Raw genomic sequence first — 16,630 nt, 5'->3', positions numbered from 1 at the left:
GTTGCTTATTTATAATAATTATAAAAAAGTAATCAATGTAATATTGACTTTGATTTTGTACGATGATAACATTTGTTCTGTAGCAGCAACAATGTAACCATCCCATCAAAATCAAGAAAAGCATATTGCACCGGCTAACGGCACCGTAGTTGTTTTTCTTACATAATCAAAGGAGGATTTAAGCAATGGCAGAACGTTTGGTAGGTAAACCAGCCCCTGATTTCTTCATGGAGACAGTAACGGGCGACGGTAAGGATTTCGGTAAGGTTAGCTTGTCCGACTATCGCGGCAAATGGCTTGTATTCTTCTTTTATCCGCTTGATTTCACATTTGTATGTCCGACCGAAATTACAGCACTGAGTGATGCTGCGGCTGATTTCGCAGAACTCGATACAGAAATTCTTGGTGTGAGCATCGACTCCATCCACAGCCACAAAGCCTGGTTGACAACCCCTAAGGATATGAATGGCCTTGGTCCGGTTAACTTCCCGCTGGCGTCTGATATCACGAAGAAGGTTGCCAGCGATTACGGCGTCCTGATCGAAGAAGAAGGTATCGCACTCCGCGGATTGTTCATTATCGATCCTGACGGCGAACTGAAATATCAAGTGGTTAACCACAATGATGTAGGCCGCAGTGTGGAAGAAACTCTGCGTGTACTGCAGGCCCTGCAATCCGGCGGGCTGTGCGCTATGAACTGGAAACCGGGCGACAAGAATCTGTAAGCTGCCGGTCCTCATCAGCTGCGATCTTTGATATACGAAGAGAACCTCCTTGCGGGAGTATTTCCCGTCAAGGGGGTTTTTTGCACCAAAACGGCCCATCCTTAGCGGACAAGCCGTTTGAAAATGGGCGTAAAGGTTAATATATAGCTTCAAGGAGAGGAATCTCTCCTGCCATTGTGTAATATAATAATAGGAATTCAACGGAAAAAATCAAGGAGGGTGAACAAAAATGAGCTTTTGCTGTGGAGCGAGTATGGTTGGAACTAAGGGGACCCTAAAGCATTATCGCACGCAAGTCCATAATGTTCCCCTGCTTTTTTGTCCGGTATGCCACCGGGTAGAGGTACATTATAAAGTCGAAAATGAATATGAAATCCTGGCAGAATATGCCCATGGCGACGGAGTTACGGATGTTGATTTCCAGGATTATGTAATGGAAGATGAGGAAGCAATCTTCGAGAATGTGATAAATATGGAGAGCGAGGATCCGCTCGCTATTGTGCGCAGCCAAATCGACATGTCGCTTGACCTGCTGGCCGTAGCCAAACAAATTGGCGATACCAAATGGGAACGTGAACTGAAGAAGCGTCTGGCGGTTATGAGTCAGCGGCGTCACCGGCTGCAGCAGAAAGCCTGAATACCAAGCTTAATGCTTCCACGGAATGTCATAAAAGAGGAGAGTCTTCGCGAAATGCGGAGGCTCTTTTCATTGTATTTGCAGGAAACGAAACATTCTAACGATATTTAATGTGTCTTAAGAATCATTTTAAGAATATTTTTATCATTCGACAGTTTCTCCGATTGCGTTGTCTTCTTCTCTTGGATATGATTGGAATATAGTTGAAACGGTTGGATAATATAATACGATTTCCGAATGTTCTGGCGGCTTCGTCATATACTCATATACATAGTAATTTGATGTCGCTTAAGCGTCTTCGTCAATTGCAGTAAAAGGGGGAACTTCGTATCGTGATAAGCCAATATCAGGAAAGCTTGCTTTTACCGGCAAGAACGTTTCAATCCGGACCGATGGATACTACATATGAGGATGTACTGGAGCATATCGACAGCGGGATTCTGCTTTTTGATGAAGAGGGAGTTCTGACGTTTGTAAACAAGCAGATGTACGGCATATTGGAGCTGGGCCGTCATTCTCTGCTTGGCTGCACCCTGACTCATTTGATAAGCCATATTCAACTAAGCCGTTTTAAGAAGAAGCTCGTTTTGCGGAGCTACCGTGAAATGGTGGTCAAAGGTAAGCCAAGCTATGAATTTGTAGATGAATATGGCCGTTACTGGCGCGCCTCTCTCTGCAGCGGTGAGCAGATGAAGGGCTGCTACCTGTTCACGCTCAAAGAGATCTCAGACTTCAAGCTGATTGAACAGACAGCATACCAGAACGACAGTCTGGCGATGCTCGGCAGATTATCGGCTTCAATTGCTCATGAGATCCGCAACCCGCTGACTGCGATCCGGGGTTTTATTCAATTGCTGCATCCCCATCTTCACCTGCTCGGCAAGGAGGAGTATGCGAAGATTATATTGGCTGAGATTGATCGTGCCAATGACATTATTCATGAATTTCTGACTTCCTCCAAGCCTTCGGTGCCACAGGTCAGTATGATTCCTGTCTCGGCGCTCCTTAAGGAAGTCGTTCTGCTTACGGAGAGTGAAGCTCTGATGAAGGGCTGCCAGATTAATCTGCAGGTGCTTCAGGAAGATCTGTTCATCTCCGGAGACACGAAACAAATGAAGCAGGTCGTCTTAAACATGATTCGGAATGCTATGGAAGCGATCTCGGAGAGAGCGGATGATTCCATGGGCAGAATAGAGGTCGGAGCGCGCAAAGAAGGAACAGAGGTGCGGATTTTTATCTCTGACAATGGCAAGGGCATGGATATCTGCACACTGGATAGGCTGTTCAATCCTTTCTTTACCACGAAGGAGAATGGTACGGGATTAGGACTCTCGGTCAGTGACCGTATCATCAAGAATCATGGAGGCTGCATCTCTGTCAGCAGCCGGCTGAATGAGGGAACCCGGTTCGTGATTTCGCTTCCGCTCATTCATTAATCTCACAATAGACTCGGTATTTTCAGGCTTCCGGGTTATAATCAATATATTAAGGGCTGATTCCTGCAGTGCACGGTCATGTGCGGGAGATCGGCCCTGTCTGCGTTATTTGGAATAATACAGTGAGTCAGTGGAGGGGTGCAGCATGAATATTGAATGGAGCAGCGGTTCAGAGGCAGCTTCGCTGCAAGGCGATGCCTTATGTTTCATAGTCTCGGAGGCACAGGCGCAGGGAGAAGGACTTTCGGCGGAATGGGCGGAGAGGATCAGCCTGTTGTCCAGGGCAGGGCTGTTTAGCGGCAAGCTGGGGCAAATTTACCTGCTGCCGGTGACTGGCCGTCCGGAGCTGCCGGTTGTCATTCTGGCCGGAAGCGGCAATGGCAGCGCATCAGCCCATGACCTGCGGCTGCTGATGGCACAGGCCGCCAGGGCGGCTCACAGACTGAAGGCTGCTACCCTGATCGTGCAGATCCCCGATCAGCTGAACCAGCTGCCTGAGGCCCTGAAGGCAGAGACAGCAGGCCAGGTCCTTGCAGAAGGCCTGGTCCTTGGGGCCTACCGCCGCAGACAATACAAGCTGGAGCAGCCGGGCTACGCCGGCTTAAGCGCCGTAAGGCTGCATATGGAGCGTCAGACCGAAGAGTCAGAGGATGAGCGCTGGAAATCAGGCGTGTTGCGGGGGCAGGCTTTTGGGGAAGCGACGAATCTGGCCCGGGACTTAACCAATCTCCCGGGTAATCTGCTGACCCCTTCAGAGCTTGCGGCAGCAGCCATCGAAGTAGCAGAACGCCACGGCCTTCCTGCTGAGGTGCTGGATGAACGTGAGATTGAGCTTAAGGGAATGGGCGGATTACAGGCCGTAGGCAAAGGCAGTGTGAATCCGCCGCGTATGATAGCCATTCGCTATCAGGGAACCAATCAGTGGGAGAATGTGGTGGGGATTGTCGGCAAGGGCATCACCTTCGACACTGGAGGTATTTCGCTCAAAAGAGCTCCTGGGATGGAGGATATGATCAGTGACATGGGCGGTGCAGCCGCAGTACTCGGAGTCATGGAGGCCTTGGGGCGTTTGCGCCCCCGGATCAACGTGGTCATGCTTATTCCGTCGGCGGAGAATATGCCGGCAGGCAATGCTTTTAAACCTGGTGATATTATAACCTCCCTCAGCGGAAGAACGATTGAAGTGCTGAATACCGATGCGGAAGGCAGAGTGGTTCTGGGAGATGCAATCACGTACGCGCGGGAGTGGGGGGCGGAACGGATTATTGATGTCGCCACGCTAACCGGGGCCGTCTTGTCCATTCTGGGCGATGTGGCTACGGGCGCTGTAACGAATGATGAAGAGTTCCTGGCGGAGCTCCTGGAGGCCTCAAGGCTGTCAGGCGAGCAGATATGGGCCCTGCCCGTCTATCCGGAGTTCCGCGAGATGCTAAAAAGCGAGGTCGCCGATATCCGCAATGCTGCCGGAAGATACGGCGGAGCTACTACAGCCGGATTATTCATCGGCGAATTTGCCGAAGGTCTGCCATGGATTCATCTGGACATTGCCGGAACGGCATTTTTGTCGAAAGAGCGGGGAGTGAACCCCAAGGGGGCAACGGGTGTGATGGTGCGTACGCTGCTGGAATATCTGCTCCGCTTAGCTCCTGGCTCTGGATTCGAGGCAGATACTGCACAGTTCTCTTCATAAACTTGTTATGACCCGTATGTAGCTAAACAGCCGCAGTCTCCGGATTCCCGGGACTGCGGCTGTTTAAGCTTGGACTATTATTGAAAGAAGCGAGTTTGGTTTGAGTTACATCCTATTTTCTGGCTTTCATCTGTGCAGTAAAGGACTGGACCCCATTCATGATCTTGTCCCGCGTATTCTTATTCTTCAGCAAGTAGGCTGCTCCCAATGCTACCGTAGTAAACAATGTCTTTTTGGTGTTCATGGTAATTCCTCCTTGGTATGGTCTGGCTGTAATTGCTTATAACTAACATACCCGCATGCCAAGGATTCTAAACGAATTGTATTCTTTTCTCTAGAGACGCAGACGGATCTAGTGTTTGGGATCGGCTGTAGTTCCGCAGCAGGACAAAGGTGAATCCAGCGATGCGGCCGAACAGGTTTTGCTTTTGTCACAGCCGGCACAGGCGCCTTCTTTGCCCTTTTGAACATGACGGTACAGCATCCAGCCGGAGTACCCGAAGATAAGCGCTACAATCAGAATATTGACTATCATTGCTGCTCTCGCTTCCTCTCAGTAAATCTTGGACTTGCTGCCTCTACGACCATCCCAACAGCCGGCCGCCCTGGAAAATAACCAGTGACACGGCATACGCCAGTACCAGTGAATATCCCATGGAGAAGAAGGTCCATTTCCAGGATGCCGTCTCTTTCCTGATTACTCCGACCGTGGCCAGGCAAGGAATATAGAGCAGGATGAAGGCCATGAAGCTGATCGAACTAAGCGGTGTGAAGACTGAAGCAATTTGTCCTTCCAGCCCTGCGCTATCCGGCGCATGGTAGATGATATTCATGGTGGAGACCACAACCTCTTTGGCGAGGAAGCCGGGAACCAGTGTGGAACCGGCCTGCCAGGTGCCGAAGCCGAGCGGCTGCAGCAGCGGTGCGATCAACCCTCCGAATTTGGCCAGGAACGAGTGGTCCATCTCCACATTGAATCCGGCAGGACCCGCGTAGGACATTAGCCAGATAATGACCGAACCGGCAAGAATGATGGTTCCTGCTTTACGCAGGAAGCCTTTGCCCTTCTCCCAGGTGCTGCGGCCTAGTGTCTTGAACTGCGGCATCCGGTAAGGCGGCAGCTCGATGATGAAGATGGAGGATTCATTCTTGAACAGATGTTTGGAGAATAATTTACACAGAATCAGGGCGAAGACTACTCCCATCACATACATCGCCAGCACCGCCGTTGCTTGCCGGGCCGGGAAGAAGACCGCTGCAAACAGCAGGTACACCGGCAGCCGGGCTGAACAGGACATCAGCGGCATAAGCAGTGTTGTCAGCATCCGGTCTTTGGGCTGTTCGATACTGCGCGCAGCCATAATCGCCGGCACGTTACAGCCGAAGCCGATAATGAAAGGGATAAAGGCTTTGCCGTTCAGGCCCATCCGTTCCATCGTGCTGTCCATCAGCAGGCAGACGCGTGCCATGTAACCGGAATCCTCCAGGAAGGAGATCATCAGGAACAGAATGAAAATCTGGGGAACGAAGACAAGCACGCCGCCGACACCGCCGATAATACCATCGACAATCAAAGCATGAGTAAAGCCTGATGCACCGATCGCCTGCAGCAATGAGTTGGCTCCGTCACTGAGAGGGCCCCCAATGAAGCCGTCCAGAAGATCCGATAAAGGTCCGCCTGCCCAGTCAAAGGTCGTTTTGAACATAGCATACATAAAGACGATAAACAGAGGCAATCCCAGAAAACGGTGAGTCAGGATGGAATCCAGCCGCTCCGTCAGATTATGCGGCTTCTGCTTCGTCGCATCGATGGCCGCCGCGCATACACTGCGGATGTAGTCCATGCGGATGGAGCGGATCCATTGCGGGAGGGTAAGCGCCAGCTTCTGCTTTTGCAGCTGGGTCTGGCAGGCATCGCAGAGGAGCATCAGCTCAGAAGTATCCATACGTTTCTTGAGCAGCTCCAGTACTACCGGATTCTGCTCCATCAGCTGCAGGGAAACCCAGCGCAGGTTAGGCAGCCCGGAGATCTGCTGCAGTTGATTTGAAATAGAAGCTATCGTCGCTTCAACGAGTTCACCATAATTCAGATGGAAGCTCACAGGCGGAATATTAGCCGGCTTCTCCAGAACGCTGAGCACCTGGCTGCTGCCTTTGCCTGTTCTGGCAATCAGCGGTAACACGGTTATCCCAAGCTGTGCCTGCAGTACTTCAGGGTTGACCTGAATTCCGCGGGCATTGGCAACATCGATCATGTTCAATCCGAGTACAATCGGCTTGCCGTATTCGAGCAACTGCAGGGTAAGCAGCAGATTTCGTTCCAATTGTGATGCATCGACAATATTGATGAGTGCTTCGGGTGATTCTTCGATCAGATATTGGGCGGCTACGCCCTCATCGCGGGAGAGCGGATGAAGTGAATAGATTCCGGGCAAATCGATCAGCTTGCCGGCTCCGTTCTTCAGGCTGCCGACCTTCTTCTCAACAGTAACGCCTGCCCAGTTCCCGACATATTCATACGAAGATGTGAGTGTATTGAAAAGCGAGGTCTTTCCGGTGTTTGGGTTCCCTACAAGGGCGATGGAGCTCATGAAACTTTCACCTCAATCATCGAAGCTTCCTTCCGGCGGATAGCGAATAATTGACCGTTGCATTCCAGCGTAATGGGGCCCATAAAAGGACCTTTACCCTTCAGGCGGATCATTACACCTTCGGATACTCCCAGATCGGCAAGGCGGCGGCGCAAGATGGGGTTCATGCCTTCGATTCTATAAATAGAGCCGGTAGTGCCCGGTTGTAAACGCAGCAAGGAGCAGGATGCAGAAGCCATTGTAATCCCTCCGAGAGAGATTGATAATCAATCTCAATTATTTCTTGTACTGTAGCATTTTGTTAGGAACTTTACTGTGACTAATATCATTGTATTGATCTCCTGAAATCTATATGGAAATTACTGAAATTTTCTTTACAATTTATTCTTCATTAAAGTATGATTGAACGATAATGTAAGCATAGTAAGTTTGTGGCCTTGTTTATTATGAGGATATATTATGAAGCTAAGCCCGAAGGGAGAACAGATTGTGAAGACTAATCATAGCAAAATTGTCGATTGTACCATCCGTGACGGGGGATTGGTGAATAACTGGGATTTCAGTATTGAATTTGTTCAGAAATTATACGCTGGTTTGAATGAAGCCGGTGTTGATTATATGGAAATCGGATATAAAAACTCACCGAAGCTGCTGAAAGGATCGGAGGGTGCCGGTCCGTGGCGTTTTCTGAATGATGATTTCCTGCGCAAGGTTATTCCGCAAAAAGGCCACACCAAGCTGTCGGCACTGGTCGATATCGGCCGTGTAGACGTGAATGATATCCTGCCCCGCAGTGAGAGTATGCTGGATCTGATTCGTGTAGCCTGCTACAGCAAAGATGTGGACAAGGCGCTTGAGCTGGTGCAGACCTTCCACGATCTGGGGTATGAGACTACGATTAATATTATGGCTCTATCCAATGTCATGGAGAATGAACTGCTGGAAGCGTTCGAACAAATCCGCGAAAGCGTTGTTGATGTTGTATATATCGTAGATTCCTACGGCAGTCTGGATCACAATGACATCCATTACCTGGTAGAGAAGTTCAGAACACATTTGCCGGATAAGCGCCTGGGTGTACATACGCATAACAATTTGCAGCTGGCCTTCTCCAACACACTGATTGCAGCGGAAAAAGGTGTCGAACTGCTGGACGCTTCCTGCTACGGCATGGGCCGTGCTGCCGGCAATTGTCCTACAGAGCTGCTGGTTACCCATTTGAAGAACACCAGATACACCCTCCGTCCCGTTCTGGATATCGTTGAGAACCTGATGATTCCGTTGCGCGAGAAGGAAGAGTGGGGATATATCATCCCATACATGATTACGGGAACACTGGACGAGCATCCACGCTCGGCGATGGCGCTGCGTTCTTCAGCCGATAAAGACAAGGCGGTTGACTTCTATGACAAGCTGACTACACCTGAGGTTAATTTCGGGGATAAATAAACGTCCGGAAGAAGAAAGCACTGACCTCTATTTAGAGGAAGGTGCTTTTTTTCTGCCAGAGATGGCTTCTTTTAATATTGTAGGATGAACGATGTAACTTTACGGGGGTATTCAACCGATATTTATACATAGGACATAATACACATCGACTAGTTATTATAGATATCATTTTTAGACGCGAGGGACTTATGAGACAAGAAGAGAGAAAGACCATTCATGCGGCGGTTATAGGGGCTGCGCTGTTCCTTCTGATCCAGATTTTTCGTACACCGCTGGGCCATATAGAGGATAAAGATTTACTGCTGGCATTCTATCTTATTTCGGGCTGCTGCACTGTGGCTTTCGGCTTTGCGATTTTTGCCCAGGGCAGGTTGTTATTCTCCAATAAATTATCCAAAGCAAGACTTTATACATCCGCGCTGTTTTTGGGTGTAAGCATCTTTGATTTCCTGCATGTTCTCAGTTTTGTAGGCATTCCCGGAGTTGCCTCTTATATTAGTCCCGGACAGTCCCTATGGCTGCTGACCTTCTCGCGGCTTGCCAGTGCGCTGGGGATCGTACTTATCTTCTGCAGGGCAGATCAGCCGGTGTCGCTTGACAGCAAGCACAAGGTATTCCGGAATTCATTTATGTTAATTCTGCTATCTGCGGCAGCGTTTGGCGCCGGCAACCTGATTATCCCTGGACTGGCGGGTTATCCGTGGGTGGAGACAGTAAGAGATCTGGTGAATATGGCCGTGCTTTTCGTTTATCTGCTTGGAGTGGGAATTATTGTATATCCGGGCAAAATTGAGAAGTCGGCTTCGTTGCTGATTATTATCCGCTCCCTTGTATTCTTTGCACTAGGCCAGGTCTTCTTCATGAATCTGTTCAGTGTCGGAGATATGGATTATCTGTTCGGGATGCTCAGCAGCGGAGTGGCTTATTATCTTCTGCTCACAGGTGTCTACAGGTTGACGATAGAGGAGCCCTTTGAGGAGAACCAGCAGGCAGAGGCCCGGATTAATTATCTGGCCTTCCACGATGATCTTACAGGTCTTCCGAACAGACGCCGCCTGATGCAGCGTATGGAAGAGATCGTGATCCAGAGTGAGAAGGACAAAAGCCGCGGATTCTCGGGCCTGGTCATCATGAACATCAATCATTTCAAGAATATTAATGACTCCCTCGGACATTATGCAGGAGATTTGCTGCTGCAGCTGGTCGCCCAGCGGATCGGGAATCAGGTTAGAGTGAATGAAGAGCTCTATAGTATGGGAGCGGATGAGTTTGCTTTTCTGATGACAGAACGGACCGGTCTTGAGAACTGTCTGGTCCGGGCGAATGAGCTGCTGCGGCTGTTCGAGACACCCGTAAGCCTCGAGTCCGGAGAATATCACATTTCGCTTAGTCTGGGGATGAGCATCTTCCCCGGAGACGGTGATACGGCAGAGCAGCTAATTCAGAACGCGGATACTGCTGTGCACAATGCCAAGGAGCAAGGGGTGGATATCCGCCGCTATATTCCGGCTATGCAGATGAAGGCGAAGGAACGCCTCAAGCTGGAGAATGATCTGCGCAGAGCCCTGGAGCGTAACGAATTCTATCTCGTCTATCAGCCTCAAGTACTGCTCGAGACTGAAGAGATTGTCGGCATGGAGGCGCTGCTGCGCTGGAATCATCCCAAACGCGGACTCGTCTCTCCCGTTGATTTCATTCCAATCGCAGAAGAGAGCGGGCTGATTGTTCCAATCGGGGAATGGGTGCTCAGAACGGCCTGCCAGCAGAATAAAACATGGCAAAATGCCGGTTATCGGCCCATTTGTGTCTCTATTAATCTATCGATGCGTCAGTTCCTGCAGCCGAATCTGGCTGGTAAGATTGGGGCAATTCTGCAGGAGATCGGTCTCGATCCCAGCTATGTTGATCTGGAGATTACAGAGAGCATGACACTGGATAAGGAGACTGCCTTTGACCAGTTGAACCGCCTGAAGAGACTTGGCGTATGCATCAGTATTGATGACTTCGGCACAGGCTACAGCTCATTGCATTATCTCAAGAACATGCCGATTGACCGGCTCAAGATTGACCGCTCCTTTGTCTCGGAAGTGATGGAGGACAGCAACAATGCGGCGATTGTCTCCACGATAACGTCCATGGCTCACCACCTGAAGCTTAAGGTAACTGCGGAAGGCGTTGAGAATAAGGAACAGCTGCAATTCCTGCGCCAGCAGCATTGCCATGAAGCCCAGGGGTTTCTGTTCAGCAAGCCGGTCAAGGCAGAGGAGTTCGAACTGTCTTTTCTGAAGCCGCTGCTGGAAATGCCATCGTAATGTGATCTTGGAGATCCTGCTAGGGTTGCAATTTATTCGTAGTAATGCTACAATGTTTCTTGTACTCAATTTGAGTTGCGGGTGTAGTTCAATGGTAGAACTTCAGCCTTCCAAGCTGATAGCGTGGGTTCGATTCCCATCACCCGCTCCATATTTATATTTCAAATCCTTGTCCGCAAGGGTTTTTTTGTTGTTTGTTTTCGTTATACAACAGGCGAGAATAGGATTATAGGGCAGTCATACGTATCACGTATTATGATCCTCAAAAAGCCAGGGTCCCGATTCTCCGGGAGCCTGGCTTTGCTGTTGCAGCTATTGTGAATCAGCTTGGAAAATGCTGTGCCGGATTATACGGTCTTCAGGAACTCCACAATCGTCAGCAGGCCTTTATCGAAATTCTCCAGATTGAAATGCTCATCCGGAGCATGCAGGTTCTCGTCGTCGAGGCCAAAGCCCATCAGAACCACCGGAGCCTTCAGGATGCGGGAGAAGCTCTCCATGATCGGGATCGAGCCGCCGTCTTTGGTGAAGAGGGCGCGGGTGCCGTACACTTTGCCGTAAGCATCTGCAGCAGTCTGCAGAATTGGATGAGAAGGATCGATGTTGAAGGCGCGGGCTTTCTCCATCTGCTTCACATGCACTTTCGCGCCGCTCTGGATATTAGCCTGCAGATGCGCTTCTACAGCATCCAGGATATGCTGCGGGTCCTGGTCGCCGACAAGACGGCAGGTAATTTTGGCATGGGCTTCCTTCGGAATAACGGTCTTGCTGCCTTCGCCCTGGAAGCCGCCGTAGACGCCGTTCAATTCAAGCGTCGGACGTGCGCCAACCCGTTCTACGAAGCTGTAGCCTTCCTCGCCGTATAATTGCTCCAGGCCAAGGCCTGCTCTGATTTTGTCTTCATCTACGCCCTGCTTGGCGAATTCCTCACGCAGCAGCGGAGAGAGCGTAGGCACGCCTTCATAGAAGCCTTCAACGGACACACGGCCCTTGTCATCATGAAGCGAGCTGAGCAGCGACACCAGGGCATGCAGCGCATTAGGAACGCCGCCGCCGTAAGAGCCGGAGTGAAGATCTGTCAGTGCGGTATTCACAGTGACTTCAAGTGAGCACAGTCCGCGCAGTCCGGTGCAGATTGCAGGGCGTCCGCGTTCCAGCAGGGAGGTATCCGAGACAAGTACGGCATCTGCCGCAAGCTTGTCCTGGTTGGCTTCCAGGAATGGAGGCAGGTTCACGCTGCCGATCTCTTCCTCGCCTTCGATGCACAGCTTGATGTTGACCGGAAGTGTGCCCTCCTGCTTGAGGATGGCTTCGATGGCTTTGATGTGCATAAACACCTGGCCTTTGTCATCAGTGGCTCCGCGCGCGTACAGCTTGCCGTCACGGATCTCCGGTTCAAACGGAGGGGTAGTCCACAGATTCAGCGGATCAACCGGCTGTACATCGTAATGTCCGTACACCAGAATCGTCGGCTTGCCCGGGGCATGAAGATAGTCTGCATATATAACAGGATGGCCTGCAGTGGGATGCAGCTCAATATTGTCCAGTCCGGCACGCTTCAGGGTCTCTACCAGCCAGCCTGCGGCGGCGTTCACATCTTCCTTGTGGGTAGAGATAGCCGAGATGCTGGGAATTGCCAGCCATTGCTTGAGTTCGGTTAGCTGAGCCTCGCGCTCAGTCTGAAAATAAGTTTCGTAAGACATAGTAATTATGTACCTCCTTGGAATCGCTGCATAATGCCGCCAAGACCCGTATCATGCCAGGGCAAGATAACAGGTCCGGACGGCTTAGGTTCGGCAGTGTAATGCATCCATTATACTGGAGATATCAAATGGGATCAAAAAGGATTGTTCAAGCCCCTTACCAGAGGATGGTGGCCGGTGTAACACCTTGGGGGAATGTACCTTCGGCCTCGGTTCCGGCAGCGTACAGATTGTACCATGCATCGGCAATCAGATCCGGATCGGCCGCAGTTCCCGGCCTGATAAATGCGCCGATAGCCAGATGGGCTACATAAATGCCCTGCGGGGCCAGATCCGAGTGCAAATTCATCGCATAGTTGCGCAGCCCGCTGAGTGCGATTCCCATATTGCCCATCATAGGGATCGGGTACAGGGAAGACAGGCCGGTTGTGAATAAAAGAGCGCCGGTTTTCTTCTCCAGCATCTCCGGCAGTACCTGCTCCACACTGCGGATCGCGCCGATGACTTGTGACTGGAACGCGTCAAGGGCAATTTGTTCCGTAACCTGCGTTGCCGGAGTCGGCGGATAGCTGCCGCTGGTTGGACTGAACTCCAGGACATCAATGAAGCCGTAGTTGTCTTTGATGTCCTGGAAGGCAGCAGTCAGCTGCTCTTTATTGTAGATGTCCGCCGGAAAGGCAGCAGCTTCAATGCCCAGTGCTGCGAGTTTCTCTACTAAATTATTTAATTTGTCCGCGTTGCGGGCGATCAAAGCGGCACGGAAGCCGTGTGCGCCAAACTTCTTGGCAATGGATAACCCCAGACCCGGTCCTGCGCCTACGATAGCGATTGTTTTCATGGTTCACCAGTTCCTTTCAGGTTGTTGATTACTAACAGTAACCATGATAGACTTAGTTAGCTTAAGCGGCAAGAAGGCACTATTAGCTGCTTAGGTTACATGGAGGTAACTACCTTGAACAATCAATCGAATGATGGATTACAAGCAGTCTCTCAACTGACTATGCTGGAGGATTGCACGGTTACCCGGCAGATCCTGGACCGTGTTGGCGATAAATGGAGTATGCTGATTATTGTGAACCTTGGTGTGCAGTCTTTGCGTTTCAAGGAACTGCAGCGCCGTTCGAGCGGTATCTCTCAGCGTATGCTGACCCAGACGCTCCGCCATCTGGAACGTGATGGGCTGGTCTGGCGCAAGGCCACACCCACAGTCCCTTTAACTGTAGAGTACGGTCTTACAGCGCTAGGTGAATCTCTTCTTGGCCCGCTGACTTTACTGGTAGAATGGGTGAATGGAAACCGTGGCGAAATCGCCAAGGCAAGGATCAACTATGATAGCGGGCATGAGGATGTTGAACCGGCCGATAGCCCGGAAAAGTTGAGTATAGAATCAGAAACAGAAGCGCCGCCAGCGGCGGAAGCGATAGGAGCGGAATAACAGTGTCAGCGAATGTACCAGCAAGTCTTGAATATGAAGCACAAATGCCCCAGTCCGGAAACAGGTCTTATATCTATACGTACGCCCATTCTGAGGATGAGACATCCCTATGCGGTATGGAGCTGCGCTGCCTGTTTGGACGGGAGATCCCGCCGGCTATATTCTCAAGCGGGACCCGGGTGGACGTCAGCCGCAGCCCTTTTATCAAAGAGCGGATTGATGTGATGTATGAAGGGGACACGCTCCCGGAAATCTACCGGCAGACGGAGCAGGTGGAGCTGGAGGGGAAGACCTTTAAGGTTATTTTTGTGAAGACGAATGATCTGGCACCTGAGCATAAAATTGAATACGATGAGCGCAGAGTGATTGAACGGGAAATCGGCCTGCGGATTGAAGGCGAGGCGGATGTGAATCATCCGGAGCTGGTGTATGGAATTGTAACGCTGGGCGGACGCTGGTACTTCGGCGCTTATCATAAGAATAAGGCAACCTGGTTCCGGCAGATGAAAAAGCCCCGCAGCTACTCCATTGCACTCAGCACGCGGGTGGCACGGGCGGCGGTCAATATGGCGGTTCCCCGCATAGCCGGAGTGAAGATGATAGATCCCTGCTGCGGGATTGGTACAGTAATGGTTGAGGCACTGTCTATGGGAATCGATATTGTAGGACGTGATATTAACCCGCTTATTGCTGCCGGAGCCCGGACGAATATCGCCCATTTCGGCTTCGAGAGTGAAGTCACGCTCGGGGATATTGCCGACATTACGGAGCATTACGATGTTGCTATTGTGGATATGCCTTATAATCTGTATTCGCGGATTACCCCTGAGGAGCAGTTTGCCATTCTCACCCATACCCGCCGGATTGCTGACCGGGTTGTGATTGTGGCGATTGAAGCGATGGATGAAATGATTCACTCCGCCGGCTTCACGATCATCGACCGTTGTATTGCGAAGAAGGGCGCGTTCTCCCGTCATCTGATGCTGTGTGAGTAGCTCTAATATTAATATAATGAATGGAACTGCTGGAGTTCTGTAAAAGTATGTTCTATCCCATATCTGATTAAAGGCGGTGTACTTATGGAACAGAAATGGTTAACCTGGGCCAAAGAAATACAGGGGATTGCCCAGACCGGTCTGACCTATGCCAAGGATGTATATGATATCGAACGTTACCAGGCGCTGCGGGAGCTGAGCGTAGATATTCTGGCTAACTATACGTATGAGAGCAAGGAACGTATCCGGCTCTCCTTCGCGGGAGAGGGCGGATACAGCACACCGAAAGTGGATATCCGCGGAGTGATTTTTCAGGATAACCGGATTCTGCTGGTACACGAGAAGCTGGACGGGAAATGGGCATTGCCCGGGGGCTGGGCGGACATCGGCTTGTCTCCAAGCGAGGTAGTTGTTAAAGAGATTGCCGAGGAATCCGGCTATCAAGCAGAGGCCGTGCGTCTGCTCGCTGTGCTGGACAAGAAGTTTCACCAGCATCCCCCGGAGCCTTATCATGTCTACAAAATGTTCATCCTGTGCCGGATTACCGGCGGGGCAGCGGAAGCGGGTGTGGAGACAAGCGGGGTAGGCTTTTTTGCCGAGGATGCCTTGCCTGAACTGTCTGAGGAGCGCAATACGGCGGAGCAGCTGCACACACTGTTCCAATATTTACATAATCCTGAAAAGGCAGTAATATTGGACTAAAGTACTGCATATAATAGATGACCAGGAGTATATAAGTTTTAAAGTAGACAAAAATTGGTTAATATTATTTATGTAAGCCTTTGCATTAATCAACCGCTGAGCCTTTATATCTAAAAATTTATCAGAAACACAACTTTTTGGGCCAGGCGGTCTACATTTTTTCCTCTGCTGTGTCGATAACAATTTTAGGAGGGGATCGCATGGAACAAGAAGAGTTAAGACTTCCGCTGACGCAGGAAGGTGTAACACGTCCTGCAGAAGGTAATATTGCCACCGGCCTGGTATGGGGCGTCCTAATCAGTATTCCATTATGGATCTCGGTTATCGGCTGGATTACGGGCATCTGGAAATTTTAAGATTCATCGCTGAAGCTCTAACCTTATACTAACTTGCAACTATACAATGAAGGCTGCCTCTTCGGTTACGAAGAAGCAGCCTTTTTAAGTGCTAGGATTTACAGTTCTTTATTGATATGCACCAGTCGAAAGGTCTCGCAGATGACCCGCATACCCGGGTCGAATGGCTTACCTTCACCCTCAAGCTCTCTGGTGAAAAACACTTCATGGTTATAGCGCCACGATTCGAGGCTGCGGTCATCCTCCCCTTCAGAATACGCGAACTCAGCCGTTACATCCGCAAACGGAACAATCTCAACCTTCGTAGTCTCGATGATTCCGCGCGGCTGCCCCGTACTGTCCAGCAGCACGGATAGCCCGCCCGCAAAGGGCAGAGGCGTACCGCGTGCTTCATTTAACTCATAATTTTGTGCCGTTCCGGTCTTGATTCCAGCCAGGACCAGCTCAAGCAGTTCATCGGCCAGCCGGGGGTTGTCGCCAAAAGCCCAGGCGCTGTCGAAATTCTCCGCTGCCTCAGGATGGTCTTGCAGATAAGACTCCCAGTACTTTGCTATCGCCGGGGTTAATGTCACCTTGCTCACCTCTGTTATGGGATTAGA

The 16,630-nt window shown here is 50.6% G+C and carries 17 protein-coding genes and 1 tRNA gene; 11 read left to right on the top strand and 7 right to left on the bottom strand.

The features are described from left to right. The first annotated feature begins 185 nt into the window (after nucleotides 1-185). The 4 genes from NSU14_RS24025 to NSU14_RS24010 all read left to right on the top strand — a co-directional run bounded on the left by NSU14_RS24025 (nucleotide 186) and on the right by NSU14_RS24010 (nucleotide 4,488). Nucleotides 186-725, top strand: a complete 540-nt coding sequence (locus NSU14_RS24025) for a peroxiredoxin (RefSeq protein ID WP_039301479.1) — start codon at nucleotides 186-188, stop codon at nucleotides 723-725. 229 nt (nucleotides 726-954) lie between these two features. Next, nucleotides 955-1,362, top strand: a complete 408-nt coding sequence (locus tag NSU14_RS24020) for a hypothetical protein (protein ID WP_039301477.1) — start codon at nucleotides 955-957, stop codon at nucleotides 1,360-1,362. A 332-nt stretch (nucleotides 1,363-1,694) separates the two neighbouring features. After that, a complete protein-coding gene (locus tag NSU14_RS24015; protein WP_042134493.1) occupies nucleotides 1,695-2,798 on the top strand; it encodes an ATP-binding protein in 1,104 nt (367 codons plus the stop codon). Nucleotides 2,799-2,943: 145 nt separating this feature from the next. Beyond that, a complete protein-coding gene (locus NSU14_RS24010) occupies nucleotides 2,944-4,488 on the top strand; it encodes a leucyl aminopeptidase (RefSeq protein ID WP_340947498.1) in 1,545 nt (514 codons plus the stop codon). A gap of 112 nt (nucleotides 4,489-4,600) precedes the next feature. Here the strand turns inward: NSU14_RS24010 and NSU14_RS24005 are convergent, their stop codons facing one another. The 4 genes from NSU14_RS24005 to NSU14_RS23990 form a co-directional block, all read right to left on the bottom strand. Beyond that, nucleotides 4,601-4,732: a hypothetical protein gene (locus tag NSU14_RS24005; RefSeq protein ID WP_256704057.1), complete on the bottom strand. Its 132-nt coding sequence runs from the start codon at nucleotides 4,730-4,732 to the stop codon at nucleotides 4,601-4,603. A 108-nt stretch (nucleotides 4,733-4,840) separates the two neighbouring features. Then, entirely contained in the window at nucleotides 4,841-5,023 is a 183-nt protein-coding gene (locus tag NSU14_RS24000) for a FeoB-associated Cys-rich membrane protein (RefSeq protein WP_039301473.1), read from the bottom strand. Nucleotides 5,024-5,066: 43 nt separating this feature from the next. Next, nucleotides 5,067-7,079 (bottom strand): ferrous iron transport protein B, encoded by a 2,013-nt coding sequence (gene feoB, locus NSU14_RS23995; protein ID WP_042134496.1) that lies wholly within the window; start codon nucleotides 7,077-7,079, stop codon nucleotides 5,067-5,069. Beyond that, complete coding sequence (locus NSU14_RS23990) at nucleotides 7,076-7,318, bottom strand: FeoA family protein (protein ID WP_042134498.1); 243 nt, start codon at nucleotides 7,316-7,318, stop codon at nucleotides 7,076-7,078. The genes feoB and NSU14_RS23990 overlap by 4 nt, the downstream gene beginning before the upstream one ends. A gap of 250 nt (nucleotides 7,319-7,568) precedes the next feature. Between NSU14_RS23990 and NSU14_RS23985 the strand changes: the two genes are divergently transcribed. From NSU14_RS23985 to NSU14_RS23975, 3 genes are all read left to right on the top strand, one after another. Beyond that, the gene (locus NSU14_RS23985; protein WP_179093653.1) at nucleotides 7,569-8,528 is read left to right on the top strand and encodes an aldolase catalytic domain-containing protein; all 960 of its coding nucleotides are present in this window, start codon (nucleotides 7,569-7,571) and stop codon (nucleotides 8,526-8,528) included. Between the two features lie 188 nt (nucleotides 8,529-8,716). Then, nucleotides 8,717-10,840 carry a putative bifunctional diguanylate cyclase/phosphodiesterase gene (locus NSU14_RS23980; protein WP_340947496.1) on the top strand — a complete coding sequence of 708 codons (2,124 nt, stop codon included), beginning with the start codon at nucleotides 8,717-8,719 and terminating at the stop codon, nucleotides 10,838-10,840. 77 nt (nucleotides 10,841-10,917) lie between these two features. Beyond that, a tRNA-Gly gene (locus tag NSU14_RS23975) sits at nucleotides 10,918-10,991 on the top strand. A 196-nt stretch (nucleotides 10,992-11,187) separates the two neighbouring features. Here NSU14_RS23975 and NSU14_RS23970 read toward each other — a convergent pair. Both NSU14_RS23970 and NSU14_RS23965 read right to left on the bottom strand, forming a co-directional pair. Further along, complete coding sequence (locus NSU14_RS23970; protein ID WP_042134502.1) at nucleotides 11,188-12,543, bottom strand: dipeptidase; 1,356 nt, start codon at nucleotides 12,541-12,543, stop codon at nucleotides 11,188-11,190. Nucleotides 12,544-12,700: 157 nt separating this feature from the next. Next, nucleotides 12,701-13,381 (bottom strand): SDR family NAD(P)-dependent oxidoreductase, encoded by a 681-nt coding sequence (locus NSU14_RS23965; protein ID WP_042134503.1) that lies wholly within the window; start codon nucleotides 13,379-13,381, stop codon nucleotides 12,701-12,703. Nucleotides 13,382-13,495: 114 nt separating this feature from the next. On the opposite strand from NSU14_RS23965, the gene NSU14_RS23960 reads away from it, so the two are divergent. The 4 genes from NSU14_RS23960 to NSU14_RS23945 all read left to right on the top strand — a co-directional run bounded on the left by NSU14_RS23960 (nucleotide 13,496) and on the right by NSU14_RS23945 (nucleotide 16,031). After that, nucleotides 13,496-13,978 carry a winged helix-turn-helix transcriptional regulator gene (locus NSU14_RS23960; RefSeq protein WP_076248681.1) on the top strand — a complete coding sequence of 161 codons (483 nt, stop codon included), beginning with the start codon at nucleotides 13,496-13,498 and terminating at the stop codon, nucleotides 13,976-13,978. A gap of 44 nt (nucleotides 13,979-14,022) precedes the next feature. Then, nucleotides 14,023-14,973, top strand: coding sequence for a TRM11 family SAM-dependent methyltransferase (locus tag NSU14_RS23955; protein WP_340948984.1), 951 nt, complete (start codon nucleotides 14,023-14,025; stop codon nucleotides 14,971-14,973). Nucleotides 14,974-15,057: 84 nt separating this feature from the next. Further along, a complete protein-coding gene (locus NSU14_RS23950) occupies nucleotides 15,058-15,675 on the top strand; it encodes an NUDIX hydrolase (RefSeq protein WP_340947495.1) in 618 nt (205 codons plus the stop codon). Nucleotides 15,676-15,875: 200 nt separating this feature from the next. Then, on the top strand, nucleotides 15,876-16,031 hold the full coding sequence (locus tag NSU14_RS23945; protein WP_156122990.1) for a hypothetical protein: 156 nt from the start codon (nucleotides 15,876-15,878) through the stop codon (nucleotides 16,029-16,031). Nucleotides 16,032-16,129: 98 nt separating this feature from the next. On the opposite strand, the gene NSU14_RS23940 is transcribed toward NSU14_RS23945, so the two are convergent. Next, nucleotides 16,130-16,603: an ASCH domain-containing protein gene (locus tag NSU14_RS23940; protein WP_231575303.1), complete on the bottom strand. Its 474-nt coding sequence runs from the start codon at nucleotides 16,601-16,603 to the stop codon at nucleotides 16,130-16,132. Nucleotides 16,604-16,630 lie beyond the last annotated feature (27 nt).

Source organism: Paenibacillus sp. FSL R10-2771 (genome assembly GCF_038000205.1).
In the GTDB taxonomy this organism is placed as follows: domain Bacteria; phylum Bacillota; class Bacilli; order Paenibacillales; family Paenibacillaceae; genus Paenibacillus_AQ; species Paenibacillus_AQ phytohabitans.
The sequence above is the reverse complement of the archived record's forward strand: the minus strand, read 5'-3'. Positions and strand labels throughout refer to the sequence as shown.